This is a genomic window from Streptomyces sp. NBC_00094, from assembly GCF_026343125.1.
Lineage (GTDB): Bacteria > Actinomycetota > Actinomycetes > Streptomycetales > Streptomycetaceae > Streptomyces.
In genome coordinates, this window is the sequence record NZ_JAPEMB010000001.1 from 6,938,878 (window position 1) to 6,958,074 (window position 19,197).

Consider the following 19,197-nt stretch of genomic DNA (forward strand, 5'->3'; position numbering starts at 1 on the left):
CTCTCACCGTGTGCTCTCTCCTTCGCCATCACTGCTCCCAGGACCGGAACGCCCGCAGGCGCTCCGGTGTCGTCACGAGCTCCAGCCGCTCGTCGTCCGGGTCGCCGCCACCGAGCGCGGCCACCAGCCGACGGGCCGGCACATTGCGCGGCGTGTGCTCCGCCGTGATCCGCACCGCCGTGCAGCCGAGCGCCTCGGAGCGGTCGGCCAGCCACTGGAGCAGCCGTTCCTCCACCCCGCGGCCGAGCGCACGGCAGCTGAGCGCCCAGCCCAGGACGTCCAACCGGTCGCCGTCCCGGCGGACCGCCAGCAGCCCGATCTGGCCGTAGTCACCGAACCGGTCGCGGGCCGAAGCCGTCCACACCTCACCCCGCCGCAGCCACCGCTCCACGTCGCCGCCGTCGGCCGACCGTGCGCGAAGGGTGAACTGGTTGGTGCGCCGCACGAGTTGGGTGCACCGAGGCATGTCGTCCTCGGACACGGGCCTGATGTCGACCTCGAGCTTCAGCTGGTCGAGGAACTCCTCGAAGCCGGTCCGCTCGCGTACGACGTCCCGTACCTGCTCCTGCCGGTAGAACTCCGACCGCAGGGCGTCCTCGGCCGTCGCCGCCAGGGGGACCAGCGGCCACAACCGGTCCAGGAAGGACTCCAGTTCCCCGGCGGCGGGGCAGGTCACGGACAGCACCTCGGGCAGCGCGGACCTCATGGAGGCGACCTCGACCGGGTTGTCGTCGAGGAAGAGGAAGCTGTCCGGCCCGAGGCCGAGCGTCCGCGCCGCTGCCTCCAGCCGCTCGGCCTTGCGGCCCCAGGCAGCCGAGACCACGCTGAAGTGCTCGGCCCGCAGGACGCTGTCCGGGCGCTCCAGGACGGCCCGCACCGTGGCCTCGTCGTTGTTGCTGACCAGGACCAGCAGGGTGCCGGCGGCACGCCACTGGAGGAGGCGCCGGGCGAGCAGCGCGCGGGGACCGCCGAGGTCCACGTCGTCCGGGCCGCTCTCTCCCGCCACGCCGCTCCACAGCGTCTCGTCGCCGTCGACGGCGATCACCTTCGGCGGGGTGCGGCGGACGGTCCGTACGACATCGGCCAGGGTGAGTGCCACGGCGGCCTGGAACTGGGGGGTGAACGGCAGGTGGGCGAGCTCCTCGGTCCTGCCGTCGAAGGGCTCGTCGACGGCATGCCACCGGGTCCAGTCGGCGGGGCGCAGGAGGGCGATGCCGGGGAGTTCCGACAGCTGCGCGGCCACGTCCCGCTCCCACCGCTCCAGGCGCGCGTCGCGGCGGGCGGACGGCAGGATCCCGACGATCAGCGGCGTCCGGGTCCGCTCGGACAGTGCGCGCAGGGCCGCGGGGTACTCCGTGCGGAGTTCGTCGAGCAGCTCGTCGGTCACCGGCCCGAACCGCTCCAGGTCGGTGGCCCGCAGCAGGACGGCACCGATCGCCGTCGAGGGCCGCGAGAAGACCCCGGCGGGATCCCGCAGGGCGGCCGGCACGTGATGGTACGGGGCCTCCACGACGCCCGTCCCGGGGTTCCCCGCCTCGTGTGAGGGGCCGTCGCCCAGCGCCGCCTCGCACATCAGGGGCAGGTCGCCCAGGGCGAAGGTGGCGGCTAGGGCGAGCGAGCCCTCGGGCGTCGATGCCGGGACGGGCGTGGGCGTGGGCGTGGGGGTGGGGGTGGGGGTGGGAGGGAGGGTGAGGATGGGTGTGGGTTCGGGTGTGGGTACGGGTGTGGGTTCGGCCGCCGGTACCGGTACCGGTACACCTTCGGCCTGGGCCGAGGGGCGGGCCGGGGTGCCGGGCTCGTCGGCCACCTCGGCGAGCAGGCGCAGGTACTCCTCCCCGATCCCGGTGGCGGCCGTCTCGTCCATGATGTCGAGGTTGTGGTCCAGCCGCAGCCAGCCGATGCCCGGCGTCATGGTGACCATCAGATCGACGTCGGAGTACCCGGTCCCGGACGGAAGGAACTCCAGTGCGCCGAGTCCGGCCTTCGAGGACCGCATGTAGTTGAAGTAGACCTCGACCAGCGGCGCGTTCTTCCGGTACAGCCCCTGGGCGGCGAGCGCGGACAGGGTGTCGGAGAACATGGCGCCCTTGGTCAGCAGCCGGTCGAAGCGGTCGTCGGTGCGGCGCAGCACCTCGTCGATCCGCTCACCCCGCGCCGCCTGGGCAGGGAACGGCACCGGCACGCCGAAGAAGCCCACCGCGTCGAACGCGTCGACGTGGATACGGGTGTCCACCGGGACGGCGAGCACGAACCGGTCGCGCTCCCGCAGCCGGGCGAGGAGTACCGTCAGGGTGCCCAGGCAGAAGGCCGCCGGCGTGATGGCCAGCAGGCTCGCCCGGGACGCCACCCGCTCCATGAGCCCGTCGGGGATCTCCAGCGTCACGCTGCCCGCCCGGAACGAGCGCGCCTCGGGGCGAGGCCTCGTGAGCGTCAGGTCCAGCCTCCGACTGCCGGTGAACTCCTCCCGCCAGGCCGCCGCCGCGCCGTCCCGGCCGCCGACCGGTCGCGCCGTCTGCGACTGGAGGAGGAGATCGATGTCGCGGTTGGAGACGGTGTCGCCGAGCGGCGTGCCGGACAGCTCGGCATCGATCTCGGCCGCCACCAGCAGCAGTGACTGCAGGTCACCCACGCCGTGGTGGGCGCCGAAGAGCAGGGTCTTGCCCCGGGCGCCGCAGTCGAGCAGCTCGAACCGCCACAGCGGTGCGACGGCGAGGTCGAACGGCGGCTCCAGGAGCTCGCGGAGCCGCCGGTCGATGTCGGGGTCCGCGGCGTCGCCGAGCTCCGACCACCGCAGCAGGGGGACGTCCAGGTCCCGCTGGACCCGCAGTCGCCGCTCCTGCCCGGTGCCCGTGAGGATCGCCGTACGCAGGGCCGCGTGCCGTCCGGCCAGCCGGGTGAGGACGTCGGTCAGTTGCCGGCGCGTGGCGGGCACCGTGAGTCGTACCGCGAGCCCGATGGCGTGGGCCGCGCTCGGTGCGCCCGGCTGCGCGCTGCGCAGCAGACGCACCACGTCACGGGTCGCCGGCCGGAGCTCGTACGCGGGCACGTCGGAGGCGGTGGCAGTGGCGGTGCCCGTGTCGGTGCCGGTGCCGGTGCCGGTGCCGGTGTGCGGCGTCGCGGCCGGTACCGGCTGCCGCTCGCCGGGCGCGCCGCCGGCCTCCGAGCCGCCGGCCTCCATGCTGCCGCTCTCTACGCCGCCGCCGGCCGCTCCGCCGCCCTTCGCGGTGCCGCCCTCCGCGGTGCCCGCCTGCTCGACCAGCGCGTCGCGCAGGTCGCTCGCGAGGCCGCGGAGGTCCGCCGCCGAGAACACCGCCGACGCCGCCAGTTCGACGCCGAGCTCACGGACGAAGGCGTTGCGCAGTCTGACGAGCATCAAGGAGTCGAAGCCGAGCTGCTTCAGGGAGGTGGCCGGGGTGAGGCCCGTGACGGCGCCTCCGGCCACGTCCTCGACCGTCGCCCGTACGTACGATTCGATCAGGTCGGTCTGCTCCTCCGGCGTCGGCAGGGCGAGCACCCGGGCGGCGAGTCCGTCGGCGACCGGGGCACCGGCCGTGGCGGGGACGAGCTCGCGCAGGAGCGGGCGCGACCGTGCGTCCGCGTCGAGCGCGAGCGCCCGCCGGTCCAGCGCGAGGGGCGCGAGCTGTCGACGCCCCGAGGACAGCACCCGCTCGAACAGCTCTCCTCCCTCCTCCGCCGAGAAGTCGAGGAGGCCCGACCGCGCCGTGCCGGTGATCCGGGTGTCGGACTCGGTGACCATGCCGACCTCCGCCCAGGCACCCCAGTCGAGGCTGAGGGCGGGCCGGCCGGTGAGCGAGAGGTGGTGCGCCCAGGCGTCCATGAAGGCGTTCGCCGCGCAGTACGGGCTCTGCCCGGCCGAGCCCAGCAGGCCCGCGGCCGACGAGAACAGGACCAGGGACTCCGCCTCCGGCACCAGTTCCGTGAGCAGCGCCGTACCGAGCACCTTGGGGGCCAGGACGCCGCGCACCCGCTCCGGTGTCAGGTTCGGGAGGGTCGCGTCGTCGAGGACGCCCGCGGCGTGGACGACGCCGGTGATGCCGCCGGGCAGCTCCTGCCGCAGCAGGTCCAGCGCCGCCGCGAGGCCGTCCCGGTCGGCGACATCGGCCTGGGCGAGGTGGACGGTGACACCGCGTTCGCGCAGGCCGTCGACCCACCGCGCCGCGTCCACCGAGGGTGCGCCGCGGCTCATCAGGGCCAGCCGGCCCGCCCCCTGCCGCACCAGCCGGTCGGCGACGACCCGGCCGAGGCCACCGAGACCGCCGGTGATCAGGTACGTGCCGTCGGGGCGGATCCCCGCGTCGCCGCCGTGGTCCGGCCGGGTGGGCGCGAGCCGCGGTACGAGCCGGCCCGTGCCGCGCAGCGCGACCAGCCGTTCGTCGTCCGCGTGCCGCAGCTGGGTCCACAGCGCGTCCGTCCCGCCGCCGGACGGCAGGTCGACCAGGGTGGTCCGCAGTTCCGGGTACTCCAGGGCCACCGCGTTGCCGAATCCCCAGCCGAGCGCCTGCTGGGGGTGGGTCACCTCCGTGCTGCCCCCGGCCGGCTGACTGCCGCGGGTCACGAGGAACAGGCGAGGGCTCGGACCCTGGGGACGGCCGGCGAGCACGCGTACCAGGTTCAGGGTGCTCAGGCAGCACAGCAGGGCGGCTTCCTCGGCCGATTCGGCCGAGTCGACGGCCGGGGCGTCCAGGCCGAACAGGTGGACCACCCGCTCGGGAGGCTCCTCCGTGAACGCCTCCTCGAACAGGCGCTCCAGGTGCCGCGGATCCCGTGGGTCGATCACGTAACGCCCGGGCTCCTCGGCGGCGAACGCGTCTCCCTTCCGGGCGAGCACGTACGGCACCGAACCGAGCCGGCGACCGATCTCGTCTCCCACGCCCGCGTCGTCGGCCAGGATCAGCCACCTGCCGCGGGCCGGCGGTTCACCGGCGGACGGCCGGGGCTGCCAACGCACCTCGTACAGCGCCGAGTCCAGCGGTGACAGAGCGGCCAGTTCGAGCCCCTCGATCTCGGCGACCGGCCGTTCCTCCTCGTCGAGGAGACGCAGGTCCAGGGTGACGGTGTCCCCGGCCGGCTCCCGCAGGGCGCAGGTGACCCAGACCGGGGCCGTGCGCAGCCCGGTGAGGCGCAGCCGGCCGATCCCGGCGGGCACGAACGCCTTGCCGGTGGGGGAGCCGCCCGGGAGCGCGCCCGTGTGGAAGGCGGAGTCCAGGACCGCGGGGTGCAGCAGGTGCCCGGCGCCGGGCACGCGCGCCAGCCTGCCCAGTGCTTCGGACGGCCCGCGCAGGCCCTCGGTCAGGCCGCGGAAGGCCGGCCCGTAGTCGATGCCCGCCGCGGCCAGCGCGGCGTAGACGGCGGCCATGTCGGCCGGCTCGGTGCAGCGCTCCCGGAGCGCGGCCGGCGTCCCGCCCGGGGTGGTCTTGTCGGTCCCGGTCCCGGTCCCGGTCCCGGACTCGGTGCCGGACTCGGACTCGGGCGCCGTCCCTGGTACGGCGGCGGCGACGCTCCCGATCACGTGCCGTACCCATGGCGTCGGCCGGGCGCCGGGCGTTCTCGACGCGATGGCGAAGCGCCCGTCCCCGTCCTCGCCGCCGGTCCGCAGGACCAGTTGCAGCCGGACCGGAGTGTCGGCGTCCAGCCGGAGCGGCTGCTCGAACCGGACCCCCGTCAGCTGGACCTCCCCGGCCGCCGCGAGTGCGGTGACCGCTTCGAGAGCCATCTCCAGGAACGCGGCGGCGGGCAGCCAGACCTCCCCGGCGACCCGGTGGTCGAGCAGGTAGGCGAACCGGCCGTCGGCGAGGTCGATGTCGGTCTGGAAGACGTGCCGACCGGGGTCGTCGCTGGATTCGACGTGCGTGCCGACGAGAGGCGCCCCGTCCCGCCCGGCCGGGCGTACGGCAGCGGGAGACAGCCAGTGGCGTTCCCGGGAGAAGGCGTAGGTGGGCAGATCGGCCGGGGTGCCCGCCGGGAACAGTGCCGGCCAGTGGGGAGTGCGGCCCGCGCCGTACAGCTGCCCGAGCCGCTCCAGCAGGACGTCGTGGCCGCCCTCGTCCCGGCTCAGCGAGCCGACGGTCGCGATGTCGACGCGGGCTTCCGCGGCGATGGACTCGATCGACTGGACCAGCGACGGGTGCGGGCTCGGCTCGACGAAGTACCGGATGCCGTCGTCCAGCATCCGCCGCACGGTGTCGGCGAAGCGCACGGGTTCGCGCAGGTTGCGGTACCAGTAGTCGGCTTCCAGCGACTCCTCGTGGACCGGCTCGCAGGAGACCGTCGAGTACCAGGCGACGGAGGTCGGATACGTGACGATGCCGTCCAGCTCGGCCAGGATCGTCTCGCGTACGGGCTCGACCTGCGCGCTGTGGGAGGCGTAGTCGACCGGGATGCGCCGGTTGAACACCTCGTCCCGCTCCAGGCCGGCCAGGAGGGCCTCCAGCGGCTCCACCTCACCGGCCACCACCGTCGACATGCCGCTGTTGACCGCGGCGACGGACAGTCCCGTGCCCAGCGCCGCGAGCCTCGCCTCGACCTCTTCGAGCGGCAGCGCCGCCACGGCCATCCCCCCGGTCCCGGTGATCTCCTTCAGGGCCTGGCTGCGCAGCGCGACCACGGCGGCCGCGTCGTTGAGGCTGAGCGCACCGGCGATGCAGGCCGCGGCGACCTCGCCCTGGCTGTGGCCCACCACGGCGTCCGGCACCACACCGTGGGAACGCCACACCGCCGCGAGGGCCACCATGACGGCGAACAGCACGGGTTGCACCACATCGACGCGCTCCAGGGGCGGGGCGCCGGCGTCGCCGCGCAGAACCGCGTGCACCGACCATCCGGTGTACGGGCGCAGCGCCGCGTCGCAGCGATCGATCTCGTCCGCGAACACCGGTGAATCCGCGAGCAGTTCGCGGCCCATCCCGGCCCACTGCGACCCCTGCCCGGGGAGTACGAAGGCCAGCTTCCCCGAGGGGATCACCTGTCGGGGTCCCACGACGAGGCCCGGCGCGCTCCGCCCGGAGGCGAGGGCGCGCAGCCCGGTCAGCAGGTCCTCGCGGTGCGCCGCCACCACGGCGGCGCGGTGCTCGAAGTGCGTACGGTGGCGCGCCAGCGTCCGGGCCACGTCCGGCAGTGGCAGTGGCAGTGGCAGTGGCAGTGGAAGTGAAAGTGGCAGCGTCGTCGGCTCTGATGATGACAACGACTGTGACTGTGACCGCTGTTGATTGCTCGTCAGTGCGTCGAGCAGCCGGCCGGCCTGTTCCCGCAGCGCCGGAAGACCGCGGGCCGAGAGCGGGAACAGCGTCGCGACCTCCGTCTGCCCCGTCCGCTCCGGTGTCCCGTGCCCCCTACCCGAGGCCGCCGGGTCCTGCGGCGCCTCCTCCAGGATCACGTGCGCGTTGGTGCCGCTGATCCCGAAGGCGCTCACCCCCGCGCGGCGCACGCGGGCGCCGCGCGGCCACGCCCGGGGACCTCCGCACACCTCCAGTCCGCCGGCGGTCCAGTCGACGTGCTCGGTCGGATTCTCGGCGTGCAGCGAGGCCGGAAGGAGTTCGTGCTCCAGGGACAGCACCGTCTTGATGACGCCGCCGATACCCGCCGCGGCCTGCGTGTGGCCGATGTTCGACTTCAGCGACCCCACGGAGAGCGGCCGGTCCGCCGGGCGGTCCGGGCCGAAGACGTGGGCCAGCGCCCGCCCTTCGATGGGGTCGCCGAGCGTCGTGCCCGTACCGTGCGCCTCCACGTAGTCCAGGTCGTCCGGCCGGAGTCCGGCCGCGTCCAGCGCGGAGCGCACGACGCGCTCCTGCGCCCGTCCGCTCGGGGCGGACAGGCCCTGGCTGCGGCCGTCCTGGTTGATCGCGGAGCCCTTGACGACCGCGAGGACCCGGTCGCCGTCCCGGCGCGCGTCACGGAGCCGCTTCAGCACCACCAGGCCGCAGCCCTCGGCCCACACCACGCCGTCCGCGTCATCGGCGAACGGCCTGCACTGCCCGGACCTCGACAGTCCGCGGAGCCTGCTGAACTCGACGTGACCGCGCGGGCCGACCATCACCGTCGCGCCGCCGGTCACGGCGAGGTCGCACTCGCCGCTCCTCAGCGCCTGCGCGGCCAGGTGCAGTGCGACCAGTGAGGAGGAGCAGGCGGTGTCGACGGTCACGGCGGGTCCCTCCAGACCCAGCGTGTAGGCGAGCCGGCCGGAGGCCACGCTCGCCGCCGCACCCGTGCCGACGTGCCCGTCCAGCATCTCCAGCGGGGCCGCGCTCAGGTAGCCGCTCTCGTACAGGCCGATGTAGACGCCGGTGGCGCTGCCGTCGAGCTCCTCGGGCACCAGCCCGGCCCGCTCGATCGCCTCCCAGCAGGTCTGCAGCAGCAGCCGCTGCTGCGGATCCATCGCCGCGGCCTCCCGGGGCGTGATCCCGAAGAACGACGCGTCGAAGCGGTCGATGTCCTTGAGGAACCCGCCCCGTAGCGTGTACGCCTTGCCGACGGCCTCCGGGTCGGGGTCCAGGAGTCCCTCGGTGTCCCAGCGGCCGTCGGGGACCTCGGACACGGCGTCCTCGCCCCCGACCAGCAGCCGCCACAGTCCCTGCGGATCGTCCGCGCCGCCGGGGAAGCGGCAGGCCATCGAGATGATCGCCACCTCGTCAGGACCCACCGCGCTCCCGTACTCCGACTCCGAGTCCGACTCCGACCGTGTCCCCTTCCCCCGGCTTTCCCGGCTTTCCCGGCTTTCCCGGCTCTCCCGGCTCTCCCGGCTCTCCCGTGTCACGGGGGCGGCGGGCCGGTCGGCGGCGCCGGAGGACAGGGCCTCGGCCATCGACGCGATGGTGGGGTGGTCGTAGGCGAGGGTCGGGTCCAGCTGCCGGTCGAGCCGCTCGGAGAGGCCGGCGGCCAGAGCCACCAACTGGAGCGAGCCAAGCCCGAATTCGGCGATCGGCCGGTCCACCCCGATCTGGTCAGGGGCCAGTCCTGCGCTGCCGGAGACGGCCTCCACCAGCCACGCTCGCAGCGCTTCGGCGGAGATGTCGCCGGACTTCTTCGCAACCATGTCGGAACCGTCTCCTCGGGCTCGTCGGCGGGCTTCGTCTGCGCCGGCTCCCGCGGCGGACCGTGTGCTTTCGCGCGCGATCGGCGCTCGCGATCGACGCGATCGTGCTTCGCCGGCGTGGCAATGGCGTGGCAATGGCGCGGCATTGGCACGTCGATGGCACGTCGATGGCGCGCTCACGCTCGCGTCCGCACTCTCGGCCGGCGCGCTCGCGCTTCGTACAGGAGGGAGCTCTACTGTGCGGCGGTGCCGGCGGCGAGGGCGGTCCGGTCGATCGCGGAGAGGGTCCCCTCCAGGTACGCCGCCCGGGTGGCCTTGCGCTGGATCTTCCCGCTGGAGGTCTTGGCGATGGTGCCCCGGCCGATCAGTACGACGTCCCGCAGGGAGAGGCCGTGGGCCTCACCGACGGCGCCGCGGATCGCGGCCTCGATCTCGTCGGACCGGTGCGCCGCCTCCTGTGCCACCTCGGCGACGACGACCGGCTGTTCGCCGGCCGTGTCGTCGTCGACCGAGAACGCCGCGATGCACCCCGGCCGCACCCCGGGATCGGCCATCTCGACCGTCAGTTCGAGATCCTGCGGGTAGTGGTTGCGTCCGCCGATGACCAGCAGGTCCTTGAGCCGGCCGGTGACGAACACCTCGCCGTCCCGCATGAACCCCAGGTCTCCGGTCCGCAGGAAGCCGCCCCTGCCGTCCGTCAAGGACGCCCGGAACACCTCCCGGGTGGCCCGTACGTTGCGCCAGTAGCCGTGGGTGACGCTCTCCCCGGCGACCCAGATCTCTCCGACCTCGCCCTCGGGGCACTCCGCGTGCCGCTCGGGGTCGGCGATCACCACCGTGATGCCGATTCCCGGACGGCCGGAACTCACCAGTTCCCGGTCCTTCACCGTCCCTGACATCGACCCGACCTCGGACCGGTCCACCAGCGTCGGCGCCCGGTCCACCGAGCTGCCCGTCACCATCAGCGTCGCCTCGGCGAGCCCGTAACAGGGGAAGTGCGACTCCCGCCGGAACCCGGCCGCGGCGAACGCGTCGGCGAACCGCCGCATCGTGGTGGCCCGCACCGGCTCGGCCCCGTTGAGCGCCACCCGCCACCGGCTCAGGTCGAGGCGGTCCAGCAGCTCGGGCGTAGCCCGGCGCAGGCACAGCTCGTAGGCGAAGTTGGGACCCCCGCTGGTGTGCGGACGGTAGTGCGAGATCGCGTCCAGCCAGCGCTCGGGCTGCTGCAGGAAGTGCAGCGGGGAGAAGAGCGTGGAAGTGCCGCCCACGTAGAGGTTGTTGAGTACGGGGGTGATGAGCCCCAGGTCGTGGTAGAGCGGGAGCCAGCTGACGTACAGCTCCCCGTCCCACCGCTCCAGCACCTCGGGGGTGTGCCCCATCCGCTCGGTCAGGGCCAGCTGGTTGTGCATCAGGTTGCCGTGGGTCACCATCACCCCGCGCGGCGCGGAGGTGGACCCGGACGTGTACTGGAGGAACGCCACGGAATCCGGTGCGAGTTCGGGCTCGCGCCAGGAGTCGCCCGCCGTGTCGGGGATCTCCTCCGTGGCCACGCACGTCATGGAGGACAACTCGGGGAAGTGCTGCCCCGACACGGATTCCAGGCCCGCGAGGACCTGGCGGGTGGCCAGGATGACCTTGACGTCCGCGTCGGCGATCATCCTCCTCATCCGCGACAGGGTCCGGAGGTTCTGCACCCGGCCCTGTGGCGGCACGCTGGGCACCGCGATGACCCCGGCCGAGAGGCAGCCCATGAACCCGGACACGAACTCCACGCCGGGCGGGTAGAGCAGCATGGCCCGGGATCCGGAGAGCCCCCGCTCCTGCAGGTGGGCGCCGATGGCCCGGGCGCGCCGGCCCAGCCGGGCGTACGTCAGCTCCTCGACGTCCCCGTCGCGCTCGCCCGTGGTCATGAACCGGTAGGCGGTCGTGTCGGGCCGCGCCGAGGCGTGGGAGGACAGTACGTCGACCAATGATCGAGCCATGCGTCGGTGCCCACCGATCTGAAGAAGTGAACGAGTACGTGACGGAAGCCTGTTCAGGCGGCCGAGGTCCTGGCCGGGGCGTCGGCCCGGGCCGTGGCCGCGATCGCGGCCGCCCGCTTGGCGCGAGACGCCCGGATACCCTCGCGCCGGTCCGTGAAGGACGTCGCCTGGGTATCCAACTGCCCTACGAAAGATGCGAGTTCGGTACGAGCCTGCTCGCCGGCGGGGCCGAAACCCTCCCGCTCGAAGACGCGCAGCTTGCGCAGGATCGGCATGACCACGCTGTCGTGGTGCAGCCGCAGGTCGTAGATGCCCGCGATGGCGATCTCCGCGGACTTGCGCCCGAAGTCCCTGATGGTCGAGCCGGGCATCTCGAAGCCGGTCACGACGTCGCGGACGGCTTCCATCGTCGTGTCCGGAGCCAGCTCGAACGCGGCCTCGACCAGGTTCCGGTAGAAGACCATGTGGAGGTTCTCGTCCGCCGCGATGCGCGCGAGCAGCGCGTCGCACACCGGATCGGCGCTGGCGTGGCCGGTGTTGCGGTGCGAGATGCGGGTGGCGAGCTCCTGGAAGGCCGCGTACGCGATCGCGTGCAGCGCGCTGAACCCGTCCGGGCGCTCGTACCCCGTCGACATGTGGACCATCCGGGCGCGCTCCAGGGCCCGGGGGTCCACGGCCCGCGTGACCAGCAGGTAGTCGCGCAGGGCGATGCCGTGCCTGGCCTCCTCTGCCGTCCAGCGATTGACCCAGTTGCCCCAGGCCCCGTCCTTGCCGAACTGCGCGACCGCGAAGTGGTAGCCGGGAAGGTTGTCCTCGGTCAGCAGGTTCACCACGAGCGAGGTGCGCGCCACGTCCGGCAGGGTCGCCTCGTCGGGCGTCCATGCCGTACCGCCGAGCGGTCCCTCGAAGTCCCGGCCTTCACCCCAGGGGATGTACTCGTGCGGGAACCACTCCTTGGTGACCTCCAGATGACGGTGGAGGTTGTCCTCCACCACCGGCTGGAGCTCGGCGAGCAGGGAGAATTCCGCACGTACGGCAGAACGGTCGGAACGGTCGATCGGTGCCATGTCATGCCACTCTTCGCGTCGAGGTGGATCGTCGGGACGGGTGCCCTGCCGGGCGGGGAGGACCCTGCCGTGCGGGGAGGGCCCGGCCGGGTGGACCGTGCCGGGTCGACCCGGCACGGCAGGGCCTTGGGGGGCGGTAGGTCAGGCCGCCCGGACGCGGGCGCGGATCGCCGGGGCCGCCGCCGCGGCCGCGACCGAGCCGATCGCGCACGCCAGGAACACCTGCAGGTAGCCCTGGTCGTCGACGATGCTGTGACGTCCGAGGATCGCCGCCAGGACCGCGATGCCGAGGGCGCCGCCGATCTGGCGCATCGTCATCAGCAGGCCGGTGCCGGAGGCGAACCGCTGCGGTTCGAGCGCCATGGTGGCCGCGTTGGAGATGCCGGTGAGGGCCGCCCCGATGCCCACTCCGGCCACGATCCCGATGGGCAGCCAGACCGCGAGGTACTGGGGTTCGCTGTCGAGCAGCAGGTACATCGCGGCGCAGGACGCCCCGAAGAGCAAGGAGCCGATGAACACTCCGGCCCACTGCCCCCGCGGTCCGACCCGCTTGCCGACGACCATGGCGCCGATCGCCGCACTGAAGGCTCCGGGGGTGACCGCGAGTCCGGCCTTCAACTCGGAGTAGCCCCATACCGCGTTGAGGTAGAGGAGCGTGCTGAGGAGGTACGCGTACATGGCCGCGCCGAACAGCAGTGAGGCGATGTTGCTCGCGGCGAAGGTACGGCTGCGCCACAGGTCCCACTCGATGGCGGGCGCGGCGTGCCTCCGGGAGCGCAGCAGCGCGGCCGCGGCGAGCACCGCGCCGCCGATCAGGAGGGCGAGGACCCGACGGCTGCCCCAGCCCCAGTCCGTACCCTGGGTGACGCCGAAGACGAGACCGCCCACGCCGAGGGCCAGGGCGAGGGTGCCCACCGGGTCGGGCATCTTCCGCCCGCTCGGCGTGTCACCGGCGAGGCCCCGGGCCGCGATCAGTGCGACGGCGAGGCCGATCGGCAGGTTGATCAGGAACACGCTGCGCCAGCCCCACACGTCCACCAGGAGACCGCCGAGGCTGGGGCCCACCGCGGCGGCCATGCTGCCGACCGCTCCCCAGACGCCGACCGCGGCCGACCTGCGGGCGGCGGGCGTGTGCTGGAGCACCAGGCCGAGGGCGGAGGGGATCATGCCGGCCGCCGCCACCCCCTGGAGCGCGCGGGCGGCGACGAGTACGCCCACGCCGGGCGCGAGTCCGCTCAGCACCGAGGCGATGGTGAAGAGGACCGTGGACCAGAGGAAGAGCCGGCGGCGTCCGACGACGTCGGCGACGCGCCCGGCCACGGCGAGCAGCGCGGCGAAGACGACGGTGTACGCCGTGACGACCCAGGTCAGCTCGGACAGCGAGGCGGCGGGGAAGTCGGTGCGCAGGTCGGAGAAGGCGATGTTCACGACCGTGGTGTCGAGCACCGCGAGGAAGGTGGCGCCGGAGGCCACGAGCAGCGCCAGCCGCGCGGTGGCCGACGCCGCCACGGAGCCGTCGGGCGTCTGCTGCCCGCTCCCCGTGTCCAGGGTCGCGGTGCCCTCGCTGGGTGATTGTGGTGACGCGGTTGTCATGGTGGTTCCCTCCGTCGGCCGATCCGCCGAACTAAAACTAAACGACCGGCCGTGCTTTTAAAAGTCCTGTCGGAGAACAAGGCGTGTCCATGCGGGTGTTGCCGCAGGGGTGACGGATATGGGGCCGGTGGCCGCAAGGGTGACGGCCGCGGGGGCGGCCGCCGCAGGGTCGGCGGCCGCGGCGGGTGAAGGCCGCCTATCGCTCCAGCGTCCGCTCGACCAGTTCGCCGGCGGCTCCCGTGTAGCCCGCGGGGTCGAGCAGGCGCGCGAGGTCCTCGTCCGAGAACCGTCCGCCGATCTCCGCCATCCCCGCCAGGACGTCCCCGAGCGGCCGGCCCGAAGCCGCCGCCTGCGCCGACGCGCGGCTCATCACGTCCTTCGCGGCGGTCTTGCCGAGTACGGGTGCCAGCACCGCGGCCAGCCGCTCCGAGACGATCAGACCACCCGTCAGATTCAGGTTGGCCCGCATGCGTTCGGGATGGACCTCCAGGCCGGCCACCAGTTCACGCGCGGTGTGCGCGGCGCCGCCGGCCAGGCGCAGACACTCGCGCAGCGGCTGCCACTCCGCGTGCCAGGCGCCGGCCGAGCGCTCGTCCTCGGACAGCATCGTGTGTGTCAGGACGCTCGCGTAGGCGGGAACCTGCAGCGCGGCCGAGCGGATCAAGGTGGCCAGGGCGGGGTTGCGCTTCTGCGGCATCGCCGAGGAGACCCCCCGGCCGGCCGCGGCCGGCTCCGAGACCTCGGCGGTCTCGGTCCGGGCCAGCGACTGCACGTCCACCGCGACCTTCCCCAGGACCCCGGTGGCCAGGGCTAGTTCACCGGCCAGCGCGGCGATCGGCAGTCGGTGACTGTGCCAGGGCAGCGCCGGCGCGACCAGCCCCGTCTCCGCCGCGAACAGCTCCGTGAGCCGCTTCGCGTAGCCCGGCGAATCGGCGCCGCGGTGCAGCCGCTCGTACTCGACGTACCCGGCCAACGTGCCTGCAGCGCCGCCCAGTTGAACGGGCAGCCCGTGGGCCCGCAGCTCCCGCAGCCGGTCCGCCGCCGCGCGTACCGCGGACAGCCATCCGGCGGCCTTGAGGCCGAAGGTCGTCGGTACGGCGTGCAGCGCGAGGGTGCGGCCGGCCATCAGGGTGTGCGCGTGCTCGCCGGCCAGCCGGCCCAGCGAACCGGCGATGTGGTCCAGATCGGCCACCAGCAGGTCCAGGGTTCGGCCGGCCACCAGCATCAGCGCCGTGTCGAAGATGTCCTGGCTGGTGGAACCCCGGTGCACGTAGTCCGCGGCCGCCGGGTCCTTCTCCGCCACCAGTTCGGTGAACGCCTGCACCAGGGCCACGACCGGGTTCGCCGCACCACGGCTCCGGACGGCGAGAGCCCGCAGATCCAGGCGATCGGCCCGGGCCAGCTCCCCGATCGTCCGGGCCGCCGCCTCCGGCACGTTGCCGAGCCGCGCCTGAGCGCGGACCAGCGCCGCCTCGGCGTCCAGCATCGCCTGCAACCAGGCGCCGTCGGAGGTGGCCGCTTCCGCGGGGGTACCGGCCCGCACCGGGCTGAGCAGGCCGGCATCCAGTACGTGGTCCACGGGCGGAACGATTCCACCGGTGGTTCCGTCGGTGGTTCCGTCGGCAGTGTCTTCGGCGGTCATCGGGCCAGCTCTCCGATCATCTCGCTGTCCGCGCCCAGCTTCCCGGACAGGTCCAGTACGGCGCGGGCCATGGCGTCCGAGTCCTGCAGCGTCACCGAGTTCACCCCGGGACGGATCCCCGCCGCCGTCGCCCAGTGCACGGACTCGGTGGGCACCCCGAAGGCGAAGCAGCGCGGGTTCGGGCGGCCCTCGGCGTCGATCAGATGGAACGGCGCGCCGGTGACGGCCAGTCCGCCCGTCTGGTACACCGTACCGTCCGGGTCGCTGACCTCGTACGGGCGGCACTTCCCCGCCTCGAGGAGCTGACGCAGCAGCGGGTCGGCGGTCGTCCTCAGGTCGATCTCCGGGAGCCGTGCCTCGATCAGGGTGGTCGCCGTGGCCGCCGAACCGGGCACCGCGGCGGACTCGACGGTGAACACCCCCGAGGCCGCGTCCACGGCGGACACGACGTCGGGGCCGAGCACGCGCAGCACTCCGGCCTCGATCAGGGCGATGGCCTCCTCGACGCGCCGCGCCGGCGGGCCGATGGACAGGAAGGCGTTCAGCGGCGTGTACCAGCCGTCCAGGTCCTCGCGGTGCGACCGACCCGCCAACCCGCCGTGGTCGACGATCATCCGCAGCTCGTTGCGCAGGTCGCGCAGGACGTCGAGCGCCGCCTTGAGCGGGCCGTCGACGTTGCCGTTCCGGGCCGCCCGCAGATCCTCGTGCAGGTGGTCGAGGAGCCAGCCGGTGAAGTCCTCGACGGACGTGAAGTCCCGGTCCGCGCACGGCTGGGCGATCCGGGCCCAGTCCCAGCGGTCCCGCTCCTCGACCCCGAAGGCGTCCAGCACCTCCCGCTCCCGGTCGCTGCCCGGCTTGGCCTCCAGATAGGCGGTGCGTAGCGCCTCGGCCTCCGCGGGCCGGCCGGCGGAGGAGAGCAGCGCCGCGTAGTAGACGGTCTCCACCTCCTTGGAGACCAGCGGCCACAGCGTCGTACGGAAGTCGATGCCACCGTGCTGCCGGGACTGCTCCTGGAGCTCCGCGATCACGTCGGGGGTCAGGACGGCCGGCCAGTGACGGCCGTGGGCGCCCTTCTGGTTGTCACCGCGCGAGTGGAAGGGCAGCCCACGGCGGGAGCCCGCGACCATCCGCGGCTCACGTCCGGACGGCTCGTACACGAGGCGCCCCGAGACCCGGGAGTACCGGCCGCCCCGGCCGTGCGTCAGCAGCGACATGTAGTCGAAGAAGTTCAGGCCCAGACCGAGCAGGGCCACCGTCTCGCCAGGCCGCACCCGGGACAGGTCCACGTCCGCGGGGTTGGCCGGGGCGATGTAGCGCAGGCCGTACGCCGCGGCGAAGTCCGCCAGTTCGCGCTGGCGGCGGGAGCGGCGTACCGGCAGGTGACCCTGGGCGAGCACCACGGCGTCCAGCCGGTCGATCGCCGTGCCGTCGTCGAGCAGGACGGTCCGTGTGGCGCCGCCCGGCTCCTCCCGCAGGGCCACCGCGCGCGCCCGGTGCACGACGGTCGTCAACCGGTCCGGCGCCGTCTTGGTGACCCGGGCGAAGACCCACTCCAGGTAGTGGCCGTAGAACGCGCGGGACGGATAGGAGTCGGGGCCCAGCGAGCGGGCCTCGGCCATCACCTTCTCCTCGTAACGCCGGTCGTCCATGGGGCCGATCAGGACGAGGAACCGCGCCCACTCGTACAGGCTCGGTCCCGGAACCAGCGGCCCCTCGATCTCCACGCTCTCGTCGGTGAACATGGTGACCTGGGAGGCCACCGTGTTCATCAGCAGGTGCTCGGACTGGTCGGTGCGCCACACCTGGCCCGCTCCCGGCGGGTGCGGATCGACCACGTGCACGGTGATCCGGTCCTCGTCGGGGTGCGACGCGGCATTCGCACAGATCCGCTCCAGGAGCGAGAGCCCGCGGGGCCCGGCACCAATGAGGCAGACGTCGAGCCGTCGGGTGGCCATGGTCTCTCCAGTCGTTCGAAAGTCGATGTGGACCCGCACCGGTCAGCCGTGGGCGGCCGCACCGCTGAGGTGGAGCCCGCCGGAGGCCGGAGCCGGGACGCGGGCCCGGCCCTGCACGCCCCGGACCAGTGCCGAGGTGAGCTGAGCCGTGCTGGTGTGGGGCTGTTCCGGGACCCGGGTTCCCAGGTCCCGCAGGGCCTCGACCACCACCTGCAGGTCCGAGGCGAACTCCGTGAGGACATCCGCCACGGCGCCGGCGTTGGAGCCGAGGATGTCGGTCCACAGCCCCGGGTCGCCGGAGGCGATCCGGGTGGTGTCGCGCAACCCCTGCCCGGAGAGCCGGAGTTGACAGTCGTCCCCCGACAGCAGGCGGGCCGCGAGCAGGGTCGCCACCACGTGCGGTGCGTGCGAGGTGAGGGCCACGGCCCGGTCGTGATCACTCTGCGTCATCACGACCGGGTGGGCACCGCAGAGCTCGGCGAGCTCCTTGACGCGGTCGACGGCCGACTCGCGGCTGGCCGCCGAGGGGGTGAGCACCCACGGCCGGCCGTGGAACAGACCCCGCTGGGCCGCCAGCGGCCCCGACTGCTCCCGGCCCCCCATGGGGTGCCCGCCCACGAAACGGGACAGGTCGCATCCCAGCTCGGCCGCCTCCCGCTGCGGCCGATCCTTGACGCTCGCCACATCCGTGAAATCGTGGGCCAGGCCCAGCAGTTGGTGCTCCTTGAGCACCAGGGCGACATGCTGCGGCGGAACCGCGATGACGGCCAGGTCGACCGGCTCGCGAGGGAACCCCACGACGCCCGCGCCGAGATCGGCCGCGGTGCGCGCCGACTCGGGATCCCTGTCCAGCAGGTGGGGGACCACACCCTGGTCCCGCAGGGCCAGCGCGATCGACGTACCGATCAGGCCGGTTCCGACCACTGCCGCGCTGAACATCAGCGGCTGCTCCACAACACAGGGCAGTACTCGGGGTCGCTGTAGTCGGGGGTTCCCTCGGCGGTCCGGCGCACCAGCACGTCGTGGTTGTACGCGACCGGCGTGCCGTCCGAGCGGGTGAAGTCCCGGTACCGGTTGTCGCCGTCCTGCAGGTGGAAGGAGATGGCCCGGCGCGGCCGGTCGCTGACGTTGGCCCCGCTGCCGTGATAGGTGCGGCAGTGGTGGAAGTTGACGTGGCCCTTGGGGATGTGGACCGGGATCTTCACGACCTCGGAGCCGTTGTGCGCCGCGTTCTCCTCCAGCATGACGTCGAGCTCGCTGCGGTCGCGCTCCGCGAAGTGCAGCGACGTCGCGTCGTTCTCGGCGGTCTCCTGCCAGCGGTGACTGCCGTCGACCATGGTGATGGTGCCCATCTCCTCGCCACAGTCGTGGAAGGGGATGAACGCGGTCAGCATCCGCTCGGAGGTGGACGTCGACCAGTAGTGCCGGTCGAAGTGCCAGGGCACGATGTTCGACTGCTCCTGGGCGACCGGCGGCTTGAGGATGAGGGTGGACTGGAAGACCCGTATCTCGTCGGCCTCGGCGAGCCGCGCGGCCACCGCGCCGAGCAGCGGCTTGCGCAGGATGCGGCCGATCGTGTCGTCCTCGTAGTGGATGTAGTCGTTGTGCCGCTGCACCTGGCCGCGCTCGGGCGTCCAGTACGCGAGCTTGGGCGGCCGCACGGGCAGCGTGCGATCGCGGTGGCCGGCGTAGAAGTTCTCACTGGCCGACTCGAGGAGGTCGATCTCCTCGTCGGTGAACAGCTTCTTCGACAGGTACCAGCCGTGCTCCGCGTAGAACGCGACGTCCTCGTCGGTGGGGAGGAGCGCCCGCTCCTCCTCGGTCAGGGTGAACAGCTCGGATTCCTGGACAGTCACGATGTTCCTTCGGATGGTTCGACGCTGCGCTGATGGTGGGTGGGGCGGGGGAG

At 73.1% G+C, this 19,197-nt stretch carries 8 protein-coding genes; all 8 read right to left on the reverse strand.

Features of this window, described 5'->3' with window-relative positions; translation table 11 throughout:
* Window positions 1-28: 28 nt before the first annotated feature.
* Window positions 29-9,049 carry a type I polyketide synthase gene (locus OG580_RS30920; protein WP_267046934.1) on the reverse strand — a complete coding sequence of 3,007 codons (9,021 nt, stop codon included), beginning with the start codon at window positions 9,047-9,049 and terminating at the stop codon, window positions 29-31.
* 233 nt (window positions 9,050-9,282) lie between these two features.
* The gene (locus OG580_RS30925; protein ID WP_267046935.1) at window positions 9,283-11,031 is read right to left on the reverse strand and encodes a fatty acyl-AMP ligase; all 1,749 of its coding nucleotides are present in this window, start codon (window positions 11,029-11,031) and stop codon (window positions 9,283-9,285) included.
* Window positions 11,032-11,084: 53 nt separating this feature from the next.
* Window positions 11,085-12,098 carry an acyl-ACP desaturase gene (locus OG580_RS30930; RefSeq protein WP_267046936.1) on the reverse strand — a complete coding sequence of 338 codons (1,014 nt, stop codon included), beginning with the start codon at window positions 12,096-12,098 and terminating at the stop codon, window positions 11,085-11,087.
* Window positions 12,099-12,239: 141 nt separating this feature from the next.
* Window positions 12,240-13,691 carry a DHA2 family efflux MFS transporter permease subunit gene (locus tag OG580_RS30935; RefSeq protein ID WP_267046937.1) on the reverse strand — a complete coding sequence of 484 codons (1,452 nt, stop codon included), beginning with the start codon at window positions 13,689-13,691 and terminating at the stop codon, window positions 12,240-12,242.
* A gap of 196 nt (window positions 13,692-13,887) precedes the next feature.
* Window positions 13,888-15,333: an adenylosuccinate lyase family protein gene (locus OG580_RS30940; RefSeq protein WP_267046938.1), complete on the reverse strand. Its 1,446-nt coding sequence runs from the start codon at window positions 15,331-15,333 to the stop codon at window positions 13,888-13,890.
* Window positions 15,330-17,288, reverse strand: coding sequence for an FAD/NAD(P)-binding protein (locus OG580_RS30945; RefSeq protein ID WP_267046939.1), 1,959 nt, complete (start codon window positions 17,286-17,288; stop codon window positions 15,330-15,332). Before OG580_RS30945 ends, OG580_RS30940 begins: the two co-directional genes overlap by 4 nt.
* A 42-nt stretch (window positions 17,289-17,330) precedes the next feature.
* Entirely contained in the window at window positions 17,331-18,227 is an 897-nt protein-coding gene (locus tag OG580_RS30950) for a prephenate dehydrogenase (RefSeq protein WP_267046940.1), read from the reverse strand.
* Window positions 18,227-19,144, reverse strand: a complete 918-nt coding sequence (locus tag OG580_RS30955) for a phytanoyl-CoA dioxygenase family protein (RefSeq protein WP_267046941.1) — start codon at window positions 19,142-19,144, stop codon at window positions 18,227-18,229. Before OG580_RS30955 ends, OG580_RS30950 begins: the two co-directional genes overlap by 1 nt.
* Window positions 19,145-19,197: the final 53 nt, after the last annotated feature.